The organism is Ruegeria sp. HKCCA0370 (genome assembly GCF_013033705.1).
Lineage (GTDB): Bacteria > Pseudomonadota > Alphaproteobacteria > Rhodobacterales > Rhodobacteraceae > Ruegeria.
This window is the reverse complement of record NZ_WQEP01000004.1, coordinates 294777-310792: the sequence shown is the minus strand read 5'-3', so window position 1 is coordinate 310792 and position 16016 is coordinate 294777. Positions and strand designations below refer to the sequence as shown.

The 16016-nt window shown below is 56.4% G+C and carries 13 protein-coding genes; 2 read left to right on the top strand and 11 right to left on the bottom strand.

Going from position 1 to position 16016, the window contains the following annotated elements; all coding sequences use genetic code 11:
* The first annotated feature begins 72 nt into the window (after window positions 1-72).
* Window positions 73-540, top strand: coding sequence for an Lrp/AsnC family transcriptional regulator (locus tag GOW31_RS11685; RefSeq protein ID WP_171118486.1), 468 nt, complete (start codon window positions 73-75; stop codon window positions 538-540).
* A gap of 195 nt (window positions 541-735) precedes the next feature.
* Here the strand turns inward: GOW31_RS11685 and GOW31_RS11680 are convergent, their stop codons facing one another.
* The 6 genes from GOW31_RS11680 to GOW31_RS11655 all read right to left on the bottom strand — a co-directional run bounded on the left by GOW31_RS11680 (window position 736) and on the right by GOW31_RS11655 (window position 8284).
* Window positions 736-915: a hypothetical protein gene (locus tag GOW31_RS11680; protein ID WP_171170216.1), complete on the bottom strand. Its 180-nt coding sequence runs from the start codon at window positions 913-915 to the stop codon at window positions 736-738.
* 85 nt (window positions 916-1000) lie between these two features.
* On the bottom strand, window positions 1001-2665 hold the full coding sequence (locus GOW31_RS11675; RefSeq protein WP_171170215.1) for a Na/Pi cotransporter family protein: 1665 nt from the start codon (window positions 2663-2665) through the stop codon (window positions 1001-1003).
* 243 nt (window positions 2666-2908) lie between these two features.
* A complete protein-coding gene (locus tag GOW31_RS11670; RefSeq protein WP_171118375.1) occupies window positions 2909-4261 on the bottom strand; it encodes an aspartate aminotransferase family protein in 1353 nt (450 codons plus the stop codon).
* Between the two features lie 105 nt (window positions 4262-4366).
* The gene (gene phnY / locus GOW31_RS11665) at window positions 4367-5830 is read right to left on the bottom strand and encodes a phosphonoacetaldehyde dehydrogenase (RefSeq protein WP_253282465.1); all 1464 of its coding nucleotides are present in this window, start codon (window positions 5828-5830) and stop codon (window positions 4367-4369) included.
* A gap of 3 nt (window positions 5831-5833) precedes the next feature.
* Complete coding sequence (phnA, locus tag GOW31_RS11660; RefSeq protein WP_171170213.1) at window positions 5834-7078, bottom strand: phosphonoacetate hydrolase; 1245 nt, start codon at window positions 7076-7078, stop codon at window positions 5834-5836.
* Between the two features lie 18 nt (window positions 7079-7096).
* Window positions 7097-8284 (bottom strand): 2-aminoethylphosphonate--pyruvate transaminase, encoded by a 1188-nt coding sequence (locus GOW31_RS11655; RefSeq protein WP_171170211.1) that lies wholly within the window; start codon window positions 8282-8284, stop codon window positions 7097-7099.
* Window positions 8285-8404: 120 nt separating this feature from the next.
* Here GOW31_RS11655 and GOW31_RS11650 point away from each other — a divergent pair, with 120 nt between their 5' ends.
* Entirely contained in the window at window positions 8405-9295 is an 891-nt protein-coding gene (locus GOW31_RS11650) for a LysR substrate-binding domain-containing protein (RefSeq protein WP_171118368.1), read from the top strand.
* A gap of 24 nt (window positions 9296-9319) precedes the next feature.
* Here GOW31_RS11650 and GOW31_RS11645 read toward each other — a convergent pair whose 3' ends face one another.
* The 5 genes from GOW31_RS11645 to GOW31_RS11625 all read right to left on the bottom strand — a co-directional run bounded on the left by GOW31_RS11645 (window position 9320) and on the right by GOW31_RS11625 (window position 15936).
* A complete protein-coding gene (locus GOW31_RS11645; protein ID WP_171170209.1) occupies window positions 9320-11341 on the bottom strand; it encodes a putative 2-aminoethylphosphonate ABC transporter permease subunit in 2022 nt (673 codons plus the stop codon).
* Entirely contained in the window at window positions 11338-12453 is a 1116-nt protein-coding gene (locus GOW31_RS11640; RefSeq protein ID WP_367396976.1) for a putative 2-aminoethylphosphonate ABC transporter ATP-binding protein, read from the bottom strand. Before GOW31_RS11640 ends, GOW31_RS11645 begins: the two co-directional genes overlap by 4 nt.
* A 132-nt stretch (window positions 12454-12585) precedes the next feature.
* Window positions 12586-13611: a putative 2-aminoethylphosphonate ABC transporter substrate-binding protein gene (locus GOW31_RS11635; RefSeq protein WP_171170205.1), complete on the bottom strand. Its 1026-nt coding sequence runs from the start codon at window positions 13609-13611 to the stop codon at window positions 12586-12588.
* Between the two features lie 271 nt (window positions 13612-13882).
* Window positions 13883-14695, bottom strand: coding sequence for a hypothetical protein (locus tag GOW31_RS11630; protein WP_367397098.1), 813 nt, complete (start codon window positions 14693-14695; stop codon window positions 13883-13885).
* Between the two features lie 485 nt (window positions 14696-15180).
* Window positions 15181-15936 carry a DeoR/GlpR family DNA-binding transcription regulator gene (locus GOW31_RS11625; RefSeq protein ID WP_171170202.1) on the bottom strand — a complete coding sequence of 252 codons (756 nt, stop codon included), beginning with the start codon at window positions 15934-15936 and terminating at the stop codon, window positions 15181-15183.
* Window positions 15937-16016 lie beyond the last annotated feature (80 nt).

Below are 16016 nucleotides of genomic sequence, written 5' to 3'. Positions count from 1 at the left end.
ACTTCCCGTCATTTCCGGGTATTCTTGACAAATCCTCTCTTATTTTGTCACATTATGGGGTATTTTTCTCGGATGCTTCTCGACTCACGTGACTGCCAACTTCTCGCGCTGCTTCAAAAGGATTGCCGCATCTCAAATGCTGACCTTGCAGAACGGGTGGGCATGTCATCCTCTGCTTGCTGGCGTCGAGTCCGCGTGTTTGAAGAGGCCGGCCTGATTTCGCAGTACCGTGCCGAATTGTCGCCTGAACACGCCGGGCTTTCGTTTCAGGCCCTGGTGCATGTTCATCTGACCCGGCACAATCCGGAACATCTCGAACGCTTCATTGCAGCGATCGAGAAGCGCCCGGAAGTCATGGAATGCTACGCAACGACCGGGCAGGCAGATTACCACATGCGGGTGATCTGCAAGGATATCGGGGCTTACAACGTTTTTCTTGAAGAATTCCTGTTTCGCCTGCCGGCGGTGGAAAGCGCGCAAACAAATGTCGTTCTGCGCGAAATCAAACGCAGCAACGCCCTGCCCATTCCTTCCTGTTGAGATCGGTTCCCCGGGTGGGACTTGCCGTCTGGTGTGGGCTTTGTTGCAAAGCTTTGAACGCACCAAGCGAAAGACTCACTCGAACATGTTCCGAAGCTACGATTTGGCCCGCCAAACTCCACGGAATTGATGTTCATAGAATTTTTCACGGATCAGGTCTGGGAACGCCCCCAAAAACCGTTGCGCAATTCAGCTTCAAGGCAGGTAAAACGTGGTTGCCTTTTCGACCGCAACCTTTTGGATTCCGCCTTCTGCGCCGCGCTCTGGGCGGAAGCTTCCATCGACGCCGAACAGCCGCAAAACCGAATTTCGAAACTGAAGCCATTTTGTTGCTTCGCGTTTCGAGTTTCCTGTTTTCTTTTCCCGTGCTTGCATCGAGTCCGGCTCCTGTTCGCTGCCGTCATCAGAAGTGTAGCATCATTCCTTTGCTTTTTCAGGTTTTTATCAGAGAACCATCCGACTATTTCGCAATTTCGTCGATCAGCCGCGTCTCGAGAAGCTGGCCATTCTGGTACAGCACCGGGTAAGCAATAGATGCGATATGGCTGTTGAACTCCCGGAACGCCCGCAACGTCTCAAGATGAATATCACTGGTTTCGAAGCTTTCCCGTGACCCGTGCTGCAATCGGCGCAGATGTCGTTTTCGGCTTTCACGTTCCACCCGTTTGATTTCGGTCTTCTCAAGGCTCAGCAGGCGCGCGCTTTCCAGATCGTCTGAAATAAGCACGTTTGATGCCAGCTTCATGTTGGCCAGAATGCCCTCGTGCATCTGAACAAGTTCCGACCAGCCTTCCTGCGAAAAGCTCGAGCCTTTGGCCCGCATTTCACCCGCCAACACGGTCAAGCGCTTGGCCACGACATCACCGGCCGTCTCCAGCCGGATAGCGAATTCCATCAGGTCGCGTGCGGATTTTTCATCCTTTTTTTCATATACATCCGGTGGAATCGCGGAAACGAATGCCCTGATCCCGGACAGGCAATTGTTCACGTCTTCGTCGATGGCTTGTACCGCTCGAATCTGTTGTTTGTCGCCACTGCGATACAATTCCAGGCAAGGCCGGAACATGGTTTCGACAAGGTCGCTCATCCGCAGCAGCTCACGTTTGAGGCTTGGTAGGGCCTGGCTGGGATTTGCCACATTGCCTATGTCCAATGCGCTGGCCGGTCGTGCCGGTTGCGGAACCAGTTCCTTCTTCTGATCCGGCAAAAACCTTTCGAACAGAACTTTCAATCTCCCGCAAAATGGCAAGGCCAGAAGCAGCAGTGACAGGTTGAACAAAACATGCACATTGACCAGCATCTGCCCGCCTTGCGGGTCTCCTAACAACCCGGTCCGCAAAGCCATGTTGGCGGCAAACAAACTCACCAAAGCCCAACTGCCACGCAATGCCAGGTTGGCATATGGAATGCGCCGGGCCTGGACTGGCATGGCACGGGTGAGCCAGACCGGAATGAAGGCAGAGCCGAAATTCGCGCCAAACACCAAAGACATCCCGGCGGCGAACGGGATCGCTCCGATCTGCACAAGGGTGACACACATGAGGATGGCCGCGACCGAGGAATGCATGACGAAAGCCAAGGCGCCCCCGACCAGAAACGCGGTGATATAGTCGCGCGCCAGATAATCTGCCACCGCGGGCAGAAACGCGCTGTCCCGAATGGGATCCATCGCCTCGCGAAGGAACCGAAGCGAGATCAGGATAAAGGCCACGCCCATCAGGATGCGCCCCATTTGCCGGGTTTTTTTGGCGTCGGTCTTTACGAACAGATACCCCCCAACCGCCAACAGCATCGGAACAAGCCAGTCCAGCCGGAACGAAAGAATCTGGATGATCAGCGCCGACCCCAGATCGCCGCCAAGTACAATCGCAAGGCCGGCAGGAAAACTGAGCATTCCACTGGCCGCAAACCCCGAGGTCAACAGAGCAACGGCCGCCGAGCTTTGCAGCACGACCGCCATCGTCAACCCAACCACCGAGGCCTGAAGGTAGCTGCGTTGTTGGGTCATTACCCGCTGGAACGACGCCCCATAGCTGCGCTCGATCCCGGTTCGCACCATACGAACCGCGTAAAGCAGCAGCATCGTCGCCCCGGCAAGGCTGATAAGGAAGCTGACAATTGCCATACTCTACCCCGTTATTCTTTTTGGCCCAGCTTGTCGCGGCGCATTGTATTATTCATGTTACCGGCCGCGATTGGGAAGGGATACATCCCATTTTTGGCCTACAAGGCGTAAACTCCTGTGAGCTTCACCGCAAGCACTTGACCGCGCTTTGACGGAACATCCGTCACCTATGAACTTGGCCAAGGGCGCCCGGAAGGACGCGGCCCCTGATCCTCTATTGTGACACGAGATCGGTAAGGGGCGTCAACTCTCGGCCTTGATTGCAGCAATTACGATGTCGATTGCGCGGTCCAACTCCAAACGCGAGATGGTCAGCGGCGGTGACAATGTCAGAACGCACCCCTGACTGATCTTATAGCTCAGACCGGCCTCGAGGCAGGCATAGTAGATCCGTTCGGCGCACGCGTTTCCCGGTGTTTTGTCGGCGCGATCATCCACGATTTCGATCCCGAACATCAGGCCCCGTCCCCGGATGTCTCCGACAATCGGAACGTTCTGAAGTTCATCCATCAAGCGACCAATGGCATGTTCACCCAATTCGGCTGACCGGCGAACCAGGCCTTCGTCTTCGATGATCTGGATCGTCGTCAAAGCGGCCCGGGCGGTGACCGGGTTCTTTTCGTGCGTGTAATGCCCGATGGCAAAATCTCCGCAAACATCCAGCTGTTTCCGGGCGACACAGGCGGCAATAGGCAGGATGCCGCCGCCAAGCGCCTTCCCAAGTGTAACGATGTCCGGGATGATCTCGTCATGTTCAAAGGCGAACATCCTGCCCGTCTTGCCAAGACCCGTCGGGATTTCATCCATGATCAACAGCGCCCCGTGACGGTTGCATGCCTCGCGCACCGTCTTCCAGAACCCCGGCGGCGGGACATAGGGCACGGCGCGCATCGGTTCCGCAATGACCGCCGCCACATCTCCTTCGCGCTCGAGGACATATTCCACCATTTTCGCACAGGCCAGCCCGCAGGTTTCGGGGCCCGCATGATTGTACGGGCATCGATAGCAGGCAAAGGGGGCGACATGTTCGGTACCGGACAAAAGGGGCCCCGCAATGTGACTGCGAAAGGTCGCCTCTCCGCCGACGCTTGCAGCGCCGAACCCCGCGCCATGGAAAGCATCCCAGAAGCTGATCGTTTTGAACCGACCCGTAGCGGCGCGCGCGATCCTGAGGGCAACCTCGTTGGCGTCAGAGCCGCCGGTGGTAAAGAGCATTTTGCCCAGATCACCAGGCACGATCTCTGCCAGTTTTTCAGCCAGTTCCACCGCCGGATCATTGGTAAAGCGGCGGGGCGCAAAGGGCAGATCGTCAAGCTGTGCCTTTATGGCGGCTACCAAGCGGGGATGGCCATACCCGATGTGGTGCACCGAGTTGCCGTGGAAATCCATGTACCGGCGGCCCTCGATATCTTCGATCCAGAGCCCTTCGGCCTTTGCAATGGTGCTGACGCAGGGTGAGGACAGAGATTGATGCAGGAACACGTTCGCATCGCGTTTGAGCAATGGCGATGATTTCGGCCCCGTCGACTTTTGCAGCCACGCCTTGCGCGCCTCGGACGTGTTTGATTCCCCTTCAGTGTGGACAATTTGTGGCATCGCCGCTCCTCTTTGCCGTCATCAAAAGATGCGGACCCCGCAAGCCCGCCAGTACCAGGGAGGAACTGTGTTGCCCTTTCCGCAAAAGGGGTAAGGGCAACAGACTCAGTTAGGCCACGGCAGCGAATAGGTTTTGACGTTGGTGAAAAACTTCATCGCTTCGATGACGCCTTCCTTCACCCCGTTTCCACTGTCCTTGATGCCGCCAAAGGGCGACATTTCAATGCGGTAACCCGGCTGTTCCCAGATGTTGCAGGTGCCGACGTTCAACCCGTTGATGAAGGCAATCGCCCGGTTCAGATCGTTTGTGCAGACACCCGAAGACAGGCCGAACTCGGTTCCGTTGGAAATTGCCATCACTTCTTCGTCGTTGTCCGGCACGCGAACGATCGGCACGATGGGTCCAAAGGTTTCCTCCATCACCAGCTCGCTGTCATGGGGCACCTTGTCGACCACGATAGGCGGCAGCAGCGCACCCTGGCGACCGGGGTGGTACAGAATTTCAGCACCTTCTTTTTCCGCCTGAAAAACGCGGTTTTCAAAAACCTCGGCGGCCTTGTCATGGATCACGCATCCAAGTTCGGTTTCCGGGTCTTGAGGATCGCCGAACTTGATCTTCCTGGCCTTCTCAAGAACCAGCGGCACGAATGTATCGGCCACGCTTTCCTGCACGAGAATGCGCTTGACCGCCGTGCAACGCTGGCCGGAATTTCCGGTAGCCCCCGCCACCGCAATGGCTGCCGCCTTGTCCAGATCGGCCTCACTCAGGTCATTCAGTACGATCAGAGGGTCGTTGCCGCCAAGTTCCAGCGCCTGACGCTTGTAGACGCCCTTTTCGGCGATCATCTTGCCCACGGGCACACCGCCGGTGAAGGTGATGATATCGATGTGTTCATTGGTGATCATCTCGTCGCCAATGTCGGCGGGCCAACCTGTCACGACCTGGAACATCTCGGGCGGCAAGCCGGCCTCATAGAGTATGTCAGCCAGTGTCAATGCGGTCAGCGGCGTCAGCTCGGTCGGTTTGCAAACCATGCAATTGTTGGTGGCAATCGACGGCGCGATCTTGTGGCTGACCATGTTCAGCGGGTGATTGAACGGCGTGATTGCGCTGATTGCTTTAACCGGCTCTCGGGTGGTGAAAATCTTGCGGGCCTTGCCGTTGTGGGTCAGGTCGCAGGAGAAGATCTCACCATCATCCTTCAATGCCTCGGCCGCCGCGAATTGATACACGTCCTGCGCGCGCTTGGTTTCGTAGATCGCATGCTGGTGACAGATCCCCAACTCCAGCGTCAGCCATTTCGCAAGATAATCGCGTTTTTCGCCGATCAACTCGCCCGCCCGTTGCAGGATCTGGCTGCGCTCGTATCGGGTCAGCTTGGGTTTGTAATTCGCCGCAATCTCGAACGCCCGGCGCGCATGTTCGGCTGTACCGGCTGGTACGTGACCCACAACCTCGTTTGTGTACGGGTAGAGAACGGGAACGGTGTCGTCTGTAAAGACAATCTCGCCACCGATCCGCATTCCCTCGTTGCGTACTTCGATTTTCGACATGGTCTGATCTTTCATAGCTTACTGTGCCGCCGCTGTTGTTGCGTAGAAGAAGGCATCGAAATTGCGCAGCACGGGTTGGTTTGGCAGGTCGATGACACGGTTCACGATGAAGGGAACTTCCTGCTCGGTCAAACCACCATGGCTGCGCAAAGGTTCTTTGAGTGCTGCCAGATCGTGGCGATGCTCGGACGTGCCGATGCAGATGTTTTCACCGGAAACCATCACGATGTCGCCAATGCGGTCGCCCGGCAATTCGAATTGCTCGATCGCCTCGGCCTTGGTCAGCACATGAGTGATGCCGCTGGTCGCCTTGAGCTTGCGGATGATGTCGCCCTGGTCTGCTCCGTCAGGCAAATAGGCGGTTGCAAAAGACCCCAACGCGCCATGATGCACGACGTATGGGTCGGTAATCGGAAGAATGACCCGCGCCGCATCCTTGCCCAACCATTCGTCCATCAGGTCCTGCACGTACACCACCGAGGGGGATCCATCCACCAAATGCTTTGGCTTCATGCCGTGGTCCGCGGTCACCACGATGGCCGCACCCAATTCATCCAGTTCGCCCAGATACCGGTCAAACATGGCATAGAAATCGAGTGCGCCTTTTTGATCGGGTGCAAACTTGTGCTGGATATAGTCTGTGGTCGACAAATACATCACGTCGGGCTTGAACTCTTTCAGCAGCTTGACGCCAGCGGCAAAGACAAATTCGGAAAGTTCTGCCGAGTAGACCTCGGGGACGTCCATGCCCAGCCATTTGCTGGCGTTGTCGATGCCATGTTCCGCCAGCGTCGTTTCACCCGACCGTTCGGAAGAAAACGCAACCGCCCTGCCCTCGTCAAATTTCAGCCCTGCCCCCAACAGCGCGCGCAGCTTGTCCTTGGCGGTTACCATCGCCACGCGGAAACCCGCGTCGTAGAATTGGGAAAAAATGGTCGGCGCACGCAGGAAGCGGACATCATTCATCATCACTTCCTCGCCGCTGTCAGGGTCGATGAGGTAGTTGCCGCAGATGCCATGCACGATCGGAGGGCGCCCGGTGGCAATCGAAAGATTGTTGGGGTTGGTGAAGGACGGGATAACGGAATGGGCCAGTCGGTCCGTACCCTCTTCCCGTATCCGCTTGAGATTGGGCATCAGCCCTTTCGCAATCGCGACATCAAGGTATTCGGGCTCGCATCCATCAAGGCAGATGGCAATAGCAGGCACCTTCGGCGTCGGATAGACGCGCTCATTTGCTTCGACGGGGGTTTGAATGGTCATCTGTATTTTCCTTGATGTTTAAGCGGCCAGCTTGGCGCGTTCTTCCAGTGCCCGAAGAGGAGGAGCGGCGTTTGTCACGCCCATTTCTTCCATGGATTCCTTTGCTGCGCGCACGACATTGCGCATGACGTCTTCGTCCATCTGACCGATGCATCCGACGCGGAAACTGTCGACGACGGTCAGCTTGCCCGGGTAGATAATGAACCCTTTGTCCTTCATCAGGTTGTAGAACCGATCGAATACGAATTTCTCATCGGCGGGGCAGAAGAACGTGACGATGATCGGGCTGAGCCAACGATTGTCCAGCAGCGTTTCGAAACCCAGTTCACGCATGCCTGCAACCATGACGTCCCGGTTGCGGGTGTAACGTGCGCCGCGGCCGGCAACACCGCCTTCAGCGGCATGCGCCCGAAGCGCTTCGATAAAGGCGGCGACCACGTGCGTCGGCGGGGTAAAACGCCACTGACCGGTCTTGTTCATGTGCGCCCACTGGGCGTGCACATCCAGAGACAGGGAATGACTGTTGCCCTTTGCGGCTTCCAGCTCGTTCTTGCGCGCCACAATGAAGCCAAATCCGGGAACGCCCTCGATGCACTTGTTGGCCGAAGACACCATGGCTTCATATCGAATATCCGAGGGCCTGAGCTCGATCGCGCCGAAGGCCGACATCGAGTCGATCAACAGCTTGCGGCCGGCTGCATAGGTGGCCTCGGATATTTCCTCGACGGGGTTCAAGATACCCGAGCTGGTTTCGCAGTGAATGGCAACAACATGCGTGATGGCCGGATCATCCGCGAGAATGCGCGCAACCTCGTCGCCCCGTGGCGGCAGGTAATCGCCCTTGTCCAGCACGATATGGTCTCGGCCCAGATACTGTAGCGTTTGCGCAGAACGTTGCCCATAGGCGCCATTGGCCAGTACCAGCGCCTTTCCTTCCGGCGGAATAAACGACGCCAGCATTGCTTCGACCGAGAAGGAGCCGCTGCCCTGCATTGGCACGCAATCGAAGGCGTCGGCGCCGTCACCAAGCAGGCCCAGCAGGCTTGACCGCAGCTCTCTTGTCATGGCGCGAAAGTCGTCGTCCCAGCTGCCCCAGTCCTTCAGCATGGCCTCTTTCACGGCATAGGACGTTGTCAAAGGACCGGGTGTCAAAAGGTATGGTTCGCCGAGGCGCGGTTGCTCGATTTTTGGATGGGATGGCGTCATTACCGGGCTCCAGAACAGCGTTTTCACAAACACCATTGCAGCAACGGTTGCTATATGTGAAATTGCAAATATCAATCTAATTATAAGTGCAGCCTATGCACAAATCATTGGGGACCGGTGATGCGGCACAGCCAGCTCAAAGCCTTTCATTACGTGGCCAAACATGGCGGGTTTTCCCGCGCGGCCGAGGCGCTTTTTCTGACGCAGCCGGCGATTTCCGAACAGGTTCGAAAGCTGGAACAGGATCACGACCTGTTGTTGTTTCAGCGCGAACGAAAACGCGTGAACCTCACCCCCGAAGGCGAACAGCTTTACCGGTTCACAAAGCAGTATTTTGAGATCGAAGATCAGATCGAGGACTACCTTTCGGAAACCAAGGCCGCAATCGACGGGGAATTGCGGATCATCGCTGATTCAGCGCATCACATGACGTCTTTCCTGGGGTCGTTTCAAAAGAAGTACCCCAAAATCACCATCACCGTGCGGTCCGGAAACACCGAAGAAATTCTGGAAGAACTTCGGTCGTACAACGCCGAGATCGGTGTTGTCGGCAGCCTGTCCCCCGGCAAGGACATGGATGTGTTGAACCTGGGGTCCACTGAAATCGTGGCCTTTGCTGCCCAAGGCGTGCTTTTGGCATCCAAACCTTCGCTTTCTTTGGAAGAACTGGCCGATCTGCCGCTGGTATTCAGAGAGCACGGGTCAAAAACACGTCAGAAACTGGAAGAAGAAGCCGAAAGGCGCGGTATCACGTTGAATCCTGCAATCGTTGCGGAAGGGCGCGAGGCCGTTCGCGAGCTTGTGGCCTCGGGCGCAGGCATCGGATTTGTCTCTCAGGCAGAGTATGGGCATGATGATCGGTTGCGACAAATCAAGCTCAAGGACGTGAAGTTGCAAATGGGTGAAAGCATGATTTCGCTGTCGCAACGGCGCAACGTAAAGATCATCCGAGCCTTCATGGACTTCGCCCAGCGCGCGCTGGAAGAAAAAAGCCCCCCCGCCGATACCTGATCGGCGGGGGCAGGGTTCCTTTGACTACCGGCTTCGCCAAGCCTGAGTGCGCTTCAGAATGCCTTTTGAAGCAATCAGGTGAACGATCCGGGCAACCGCGTTGGTGTAAAAGATCATCATGCCCATCGCCGCCGCAGGCGCGATATCCCCGGCATCATCCATGTTCAGCACTGCGATGGACGCAAGCGTCGTTTTGGGAGAGTAAAGAAATACCACTGCTGACACGGTCGTCATCGCGTTAACGAACAGATAGATTGAGATGTCCAACACCGCCGGCAGACAAACCGGAACCGTTACCCGTGCGAACAGCTTCATTGTCGGCTGTTTGAGCGAGGCAGACACTGACTCAAATTCTCTGTCCATTTGCTTGAGCGCGGTGACGGCCGTCAGGTGCGATACGGTGTAGAAATGCGTCACAGTGCAAATCACCAAAATCGCCATCGTGCCGTAAATCCCGTTCAGCGGATTGGACGGGTTGTTGAAGAAGAAAATATATGACAGCCCCAATACCATGCCTGGGATCGCCATGGGCAGCATCGCGAACATCTGGAAAATCGACCGGCCGGTTCTGAACCCGTTTGATTTTTCCACCAGATAGGCCCCGAAGAACACAACCGTCGTGCCGATGACTGCCGTCAGCAACGCCAGTTTGATCGAGTTGAAATACGACCCCCAGCCGCCGCCGTCCATTCTGTTGAACTGATAGTTCTTGAGGCTCAGACTCAGGTCGTAGGGCCAGAACTTGATCAGCGCCGCAAACTGACACACAGCCAGAAGACCAACGATGAACAGGCCGATCAGGCTGCAATAGATCAGGAATATGCGGTCAGCTTTCGGGTTCGGCGTCGCCTGATATGGCACAGAACGCGCCGAAAGCAACGCCACCTGCTTGGACTGAACCATTCGGTCGATGGCAAAAGCCAGAATGGCCGGGATGACCAGAACCACAGAGACCACGGCGCCCATTTCAAAATTCTGCTGGCCGATCACCTGTTTGTAGATATCCACCGCAAGGACGTTGAATTGACCACCGATAACCTTCGGCAACCCGAAATCGGTGATCACCAGGTTGAACACGACAAAGGCCGCCGAGATCAGGCCATAGCGGGCCCCGGGGATGGTCACGGTCCAGAAGGTCCGCCATGGCGTCGACCGCAAGCTGGCCGCAGCTTCATACAGGCGCGCGTCAGATATCGCGAGCGCGGTCGATATGATCAGAAACGCGTGCGGAAAGGTAAAGAAAACCGATCCGATCACGATGCCTATGGGGCCGTAGATGCTGGCACCGAACAGCAACTCCTTGATCATGCCCTGATTGCCGAACAGGTAGACCAACGCGATGCCCGGCAAAAGCGACGGAACCAGGATCGGTGCCATCGCAATGAGGCGAAAAACACCCTTGAACCGCATGCAGCTTCGGTTCAGCGCATAGGCGAACCAAAACGCCAGTGTCACCGTCACAATGGTGCTGACAACCGAGATCCAAAGCGAGTTCTTGATCGAATTGAACAGTGCTGGTGTCGAGAAGTAGTTGATGAAATTGTCCAGCCCTCGCGACTGGACCGGCCGCATTTGCACCCGGCGAAACGTGTTGGAATCAAGCTCGACCCAATCGGTGCCTTCATTCAATGTCGATCCGACCAGAAAGCGCCCGGTATCCGTCGTGTTGCGGACCTTGTACATCACCGGGCTGCGAAAGCTGAAATCAGGAAAGAATCCGGTCACAGGCAAGCGCCCGTCGGAACCCGTCACCAGATCGGAGTCGGAATAGACCCCCAATTGCCTGTTCAACTCGTCCGCCGACAGGATCGTTCCATCGAAGACGCCTGCGTCGTCACTTACCTGAAACTCGTACTGGGACAGCTCGACCCGATAGGTCGAAAACGACTTGGACAGCATCGTGTAAAGCGGCAACGCCAATGTCACGACCAGATACAGCGCGATCACCATCATGCTGCCGCGCATCAGGATATCATCACGGCTGAGCTTGGGCTTGATGTCCGGCCCGACAGGCAGGCTGTCCTGATTGGTAGAAACCGAGCTCATGCCTTGGCCTCCGGCACTTCAAACGCCATAAGGCGGTTCTCGGGAAGCTCAATCACCACGCTGCGCCCCTCTTCCAGTTCCAGACGACGCACGGCATTGATCGAGAAATCCGCGATAAGTTCCGATGATCCGAACTTCTCGTTGTTCAATCGGCAGCGCCAGAACGAACCCAGGAACTCCATCTCATCCAGCGTCACCTCTATGCAGTTCCGATTGCCGCCCGTGTCGAGATAACCAGCTTCATGAGGGATGATGTCTTCGGGTCGAATGGCCGCGATGATCGGGGTTCCATCGCTGAACTTGTGGCCGAGGCAGGCAAAGGTCTTTTCCCCGACGCTCAAACGTCCGCCTTTGGTGACCTGCGACCGGATCTGGTTCATTTCACCGATAAAGTCGGCAACGAACAGATTGGCCGGTTCCCGGTAGATTTCGGTAGGAGGCCCCACCTGTTCGATCACACCATGGTTCATGACCACGATCCGGTCTGCCATGGCCAGCGCTTCTTCCTGATCGTGGGTCACCATCACGGTGGTCACACCCAGCTTGCGCTGCAACTCCTTGATCTCGTGCCGCAGATGAACACGCACTTTGGCGTCCAGCGCCGACAAGGGTTCGTCCAGCAGCAAAAGTCCGGGGTTGGTCGCGATGGCACGCGCCAGCGCAATCCGTTGCTGCTGACCACCTGACAATTGCGCCGGATATTTCTTGCCCTGATCCGGCAGACCAACCAGGGTCAAGAGTTCGTTTACGCGAACAGCGATATCCGATTTGCTGCGGCCGGTGTTTTCAAGGCCAAAAGCGATGTTCTTTTCAATGGTCAGGTTTGGGAACAACGCGTAGGACTGAAACACGATCCCGAAATCACGCTCGGACGGGGGCAGATTGGACACGTCCTTGCCATCCTGCATGACCGTACCCTTGGTCTGCAAATCCAATCCGGCGATTGCCCGCAAAAGAGTGGTCTTGCCGCACCCGGACGGGCCGAGGAAACAAACAAACTCGCCCTCGTTGATTTCCAAAGAGATGTCCTTGAGCGCTAGAAAGTTTCCGAACGCTTTCCACAAACTCTGGATGCTGAGATACAGTTCACCGGGTGGTGTTTTCTGAAGCACGGGAGAAGTCCTCACATCTGCACCTCGGGCGCGGCCGGTCCTGGCCGGTTGAAACCGGGTGAGTAAGTTGTTTTTCGGGGAACAAGAGACTGGTGCGCAGGAGAGGCACGAAAGCCTCTCCTGCCAATGGGGTTACTTCGCTTCCGACTTTCCGTCATAGCGAGACTGCCATTCCTTCAGGATTGCCGCGCGATTGTTGGCGGCAAACTCAAAATCATTTTCGATCATTGCATCCAGAAGACCCTCTGGGAAGTGCTCAACCGGTTTTGCAACGCCCGGATAGGCGACAACTGCATAGCCGGTGTTGTACATCTCGTTGGCTTCCTTGGTGACGGTAAAGTCCACCAGCTTCTGCGCGGCCTCCAAATTGGCGGTGCCAGCAACAATTGCGGTGGCTTCCATGTCCCAGCCGACGCCCTCAGAAGGCACGATGATCTCAAGCGGCGCGCCATCGGCTTTGGATTTTGCCCCGCGGAACGCAAAGGAAATGCCAATCGGGATTTCGCCCGCCGCCGCCAGTTTGCAGGGTTTTGAACCTGAATGGGTGTAACGCGCGATGTTCTCGTGCAGCGCATCCATGTATTCCCAACCACCTTCTTCACCGAACATCTGCAACCAGCTGGACACGTCAAGGAACCCGGTGCCCGATGAATTCGGATTGGGCATGATCACCTGATCCTTGTACATCGGGTCGGTGAGATCCTTCCAGGATGTCGGCGGGGTCAGCCCGGCTTTCTCTGCCTCGACTGTATTGTAGCAGACGGCAGCAACCCAGGCGTCCATGCCGACCCAGGCAGGGGGGTTGTCGCCATCAACAAATTTTTTGTCCAGCTTTTCCACACCGGCCGGCGCATAAGGCTCCAGTATACCTTCTGATTTCAGCAGCAGCAGCGACGTGGCGGCCAGGCCCCAAACAACGTCGGCCTGCGGATTATCACGTTCTGCCAGCAATTTCGCCGTAATGATCCCGGTCGAGTCGCGAACCCAATTGATCTTGATATCAGGATGGCTTTGATTGAACGTCTCGGCATACCGAGCCAAGTCTTCCGCCTCGACTGCGGTATAAACTGTCAATTCCGTTTCCGATGCCGCCGCCGTCGCCGTCGCCGTCAGCGCACCGATAGTCAGAGCTGCGAGAAGTGATGCTTTGTGTTTCATTGTGATCCTCTGTTGGTAGTAATGTTATTTTCGCCATTCTTGCGCGGCGTTCGAACTCGATTATTGTGCAACGATTGTTTGACAGCAGTTTGACAGATAAAAACGCCAATAAAAATCGATTATATCTTCGATGTCATAAGCATTTCCTATAGATGAAATCCGCTTGCCCCAGATGATCAGCGCGGAACGGGACCATGACGATCAACAGATCAACAGGGCATGTCAAAGGCTCTGAATTCTTCAGACTTTCCTGCAGTGGCGCAAAAAACGCTTAACGTGTCATCGCAAGGAGTCCGATCCCGATCGCGACAATGGTCGCTGCAAGAAGCCTGTTGGATTTCGGCCCTTCGCCGAACCACATCACACCAATAAGCGATGCAAAGATAACCGAACTTTCCCTAAGCGCGGATACAACGCCCAAGGGCGCGACCGTTTTGGCATACAGCACCAGCCCATACGCCAGGCCAGAGATGACGCCGCCTGTCAGACCCGCCCAGACATAACGCCTGGGCAGCGCTACGAAACGCTGCCATCTGGTCGCGAAGATAAACCCGGCAACAAAAATTTCGGCAACGAACAGTGCCGCAATGTATCCCAGTATGTTCCCGGACAGCCGGATACCAATGCCGTCCACAATCGAATAGGACGCTATCATCAGACCCGTGCCAAACGCCGCCGCCACGGCGACCCAGCTTGTGTTTCGGCCCAGCCCGACCAGGGACAGGCACCCAATCCCAGCCGAGATGCAGACAATGCCGACCCACGCGATCGGCGGCAGAAACTCACCCGCGAAAAGAATGGCACCCACCGTGACCAGGATTGGCGTCATCCCGCGTGAGATCGGGTACACCACCGACAGATCTCCATGTTTGTACGCGGTGTTGAGAAACCAATAGTACCCCCAGTGGATCAGGGTCGAGCCGATGATGAAGGGGAACGCCGCCCAAACCGGCAAGCCGATAAAAGGCAACGCAATCAGCGCAGGCACGGCGTGGCCAAGCGCCACCAACCCCAAAACAACCGCTTTGTCGGGCGCGCCTTTGACAACCGCATTCCAGAGCGCGTGCAACACGGCTGCGGTCAAGACGATGAGAACTGCCTGTAATGTCATTGTGGCCCGACGATATGAGCTGAATATTTGTCTTGCGTCACAATTCGGCTTTCAGAGCGCTTGTTTGCGCGCACACACAGCGGCTCGACCAAAGCTTGACCTGTATCGCGACGGCAACGCTTTATTGGGCTCAAACCCGCTGGGCAATGCAACCCCGGCGAGGGGCGGATCAGGTTGGTCATCGCGGGTTGGTTGCACAACTGACGATCCAGACCAACCGCATGCCATGTGGTGCCACGGCTTGGTTACCCCTGCTCAATAAGCACCACATCACGATGCAGCTTTCCGGTCAGATGATACGCAACCGTGCAGCCAATGATGATGCCCCCGACAATGACATGCTGCGCCGTGCGGAAGTTTGGTGTCAGCCATCGGGTCGCTCCATACTCAGGGATTCGGATTTCCCTTCACCCTATTTGTACTTTGCAAATTTTGGCAATTTTTTTCCTGTTTTTGCGTCATGCGATCACAGTATCCACGGGCTGGCTTTGCAGCGCGCCAGCTATGCTGTTGGGCAACTCCTCATCCACCACCAGAGTCGCTTTCACCGGCAGAGGTTTCATCACGATCGGACCAACCATGTTGAACTTGCTGCTATCAGCCAGGATCAGCGGCCGCTGCGCCCGCTGCATCATCATATGACGCAAGTTGGCGCCTTCCAGCGAGAAATCGGTAAACAATGCCCGAGAGCTCACACCGCCGACCCCGATCAACGCATATTCCGCATTGTATCGCGACAGGTGGTCGAGCGTGTCCAAACTCAATGTGGCATTCTCTGAAAAATCCAGCCGCCCGCCCAGTAGCGTGACTTCGGCGACCGCCGGCGCCAACACAGATGCAATCGTCAAATCATTGGTATATATGGTAAGATTTTGTCGCACAGCGGCCAGAGCCTGCGCCGCCGCCACTGTCGTTGACCCGCTGTCGATTATCACGCTGGCCCAGTCCGGGATCACGCTTGCCACATAGGCTCCAATCCGTTCCTTGCCTTTCGGGTTGGTTTGAGCCCGGTCGGCCATCGGAGGTTCCCACCTGCGGATACTGGTCGCGCCGCCCCGCACCTGATGAAGCTTGTTCTCCAGTGCCAACTGTTCAATATCCTTGCGCACGGTTTCCCGTGACACACCAAGCCGTTCCGTCAGCGAACGGATCGAGACCGCAGGCTGGCGCGAGACTTCTTCCAGTATGATGGCGTGGCGTTCGGGTGCGAGCATTGGCCGGCCCTTTGGTTTTGGACTGCACGAATATGCCAAAATTTGCAAACATGGTACAGCCCAAACACCCAATCAGACAC

Bases quoted from the DNA above. Each gene is read 5' to 3' on its own strand.
- GOW31_RS11685 (WP_171118486.1), top strand. From the start codon at position 73: ATGCTTCTCGACTCACGTGACTGCCAACTTCTCGCGCTGCTTCAAAAG.
- phnA (WP_171170213.1), bottom strand. From the start codon at position 7,078: ATGACCATTCAAACCCCCGTCGAAGCAAATGAGCGCGTCTATCCGACG.
- GOW31_RS11655 (WP_171170211.1), bottom strand. From the start codon at position 8,284: ATGACGCCATCCCATCCAAAAATCGAGCAACCGCGCCTCGGCGAACCA.
- GOW31_RS11675 (WP_171170215.1), bottom strand. From the start codon at position 2,665: ATGGCAATTGTCAGCTTCCTTATCAGCCTTGCCGGGGCGACGATGCTG.
- GOW31_RS11645 (WP_171170209.1), bottom strand. From the start codon at position 11,341: ATGAGCTCGGTTTCTACCAATCAGGACAGCCTGCCTGTCGGGCCGGAC.
- GOW31_RS11625 (WP_171170202.1), bottom strand. From the start codon at position 15,936: ATGCTCGCACCCGAACGCCACGCCATCATACTGGAAGAAGTCTCGCGC.
- GOW31_RS11635 (WP_171170205.1), bottom strand. From the start codon at position 13,611: ATGAAACACAAAGCATCACTTCTCGCAGCTCTGACTATCGGTGCGCTG.
- GOW31_RS11650 (WP_171118368.1), top strand. From the start codon at position 8,405: ATGCGGCACAGCCAGCTCAAAGCCTTTCATTACGTGGCCAAACATGGC.
- phnY (WP_253282465.1), bottom strand. From the start codon at position 5,830: ATGAAAGATCAGACCATGTCGAAAATCGAAGTACGCAACGAGGGAATG.
- GOW31_RS11670 (WP_171118375.1), bottom strand. From the start codon at position 4,261: ATGCCACAAATTGTCCACACTGAAGGGGAATCAAACACGTCCGAGGCG.
- GOW31_RS11680 (WP_171170216.1), bottom strand. From the start codon at position 915: ATGCAAGCACGGGAAAAGAAAACAGGAAACTCGAAACGCGAAGCAACA.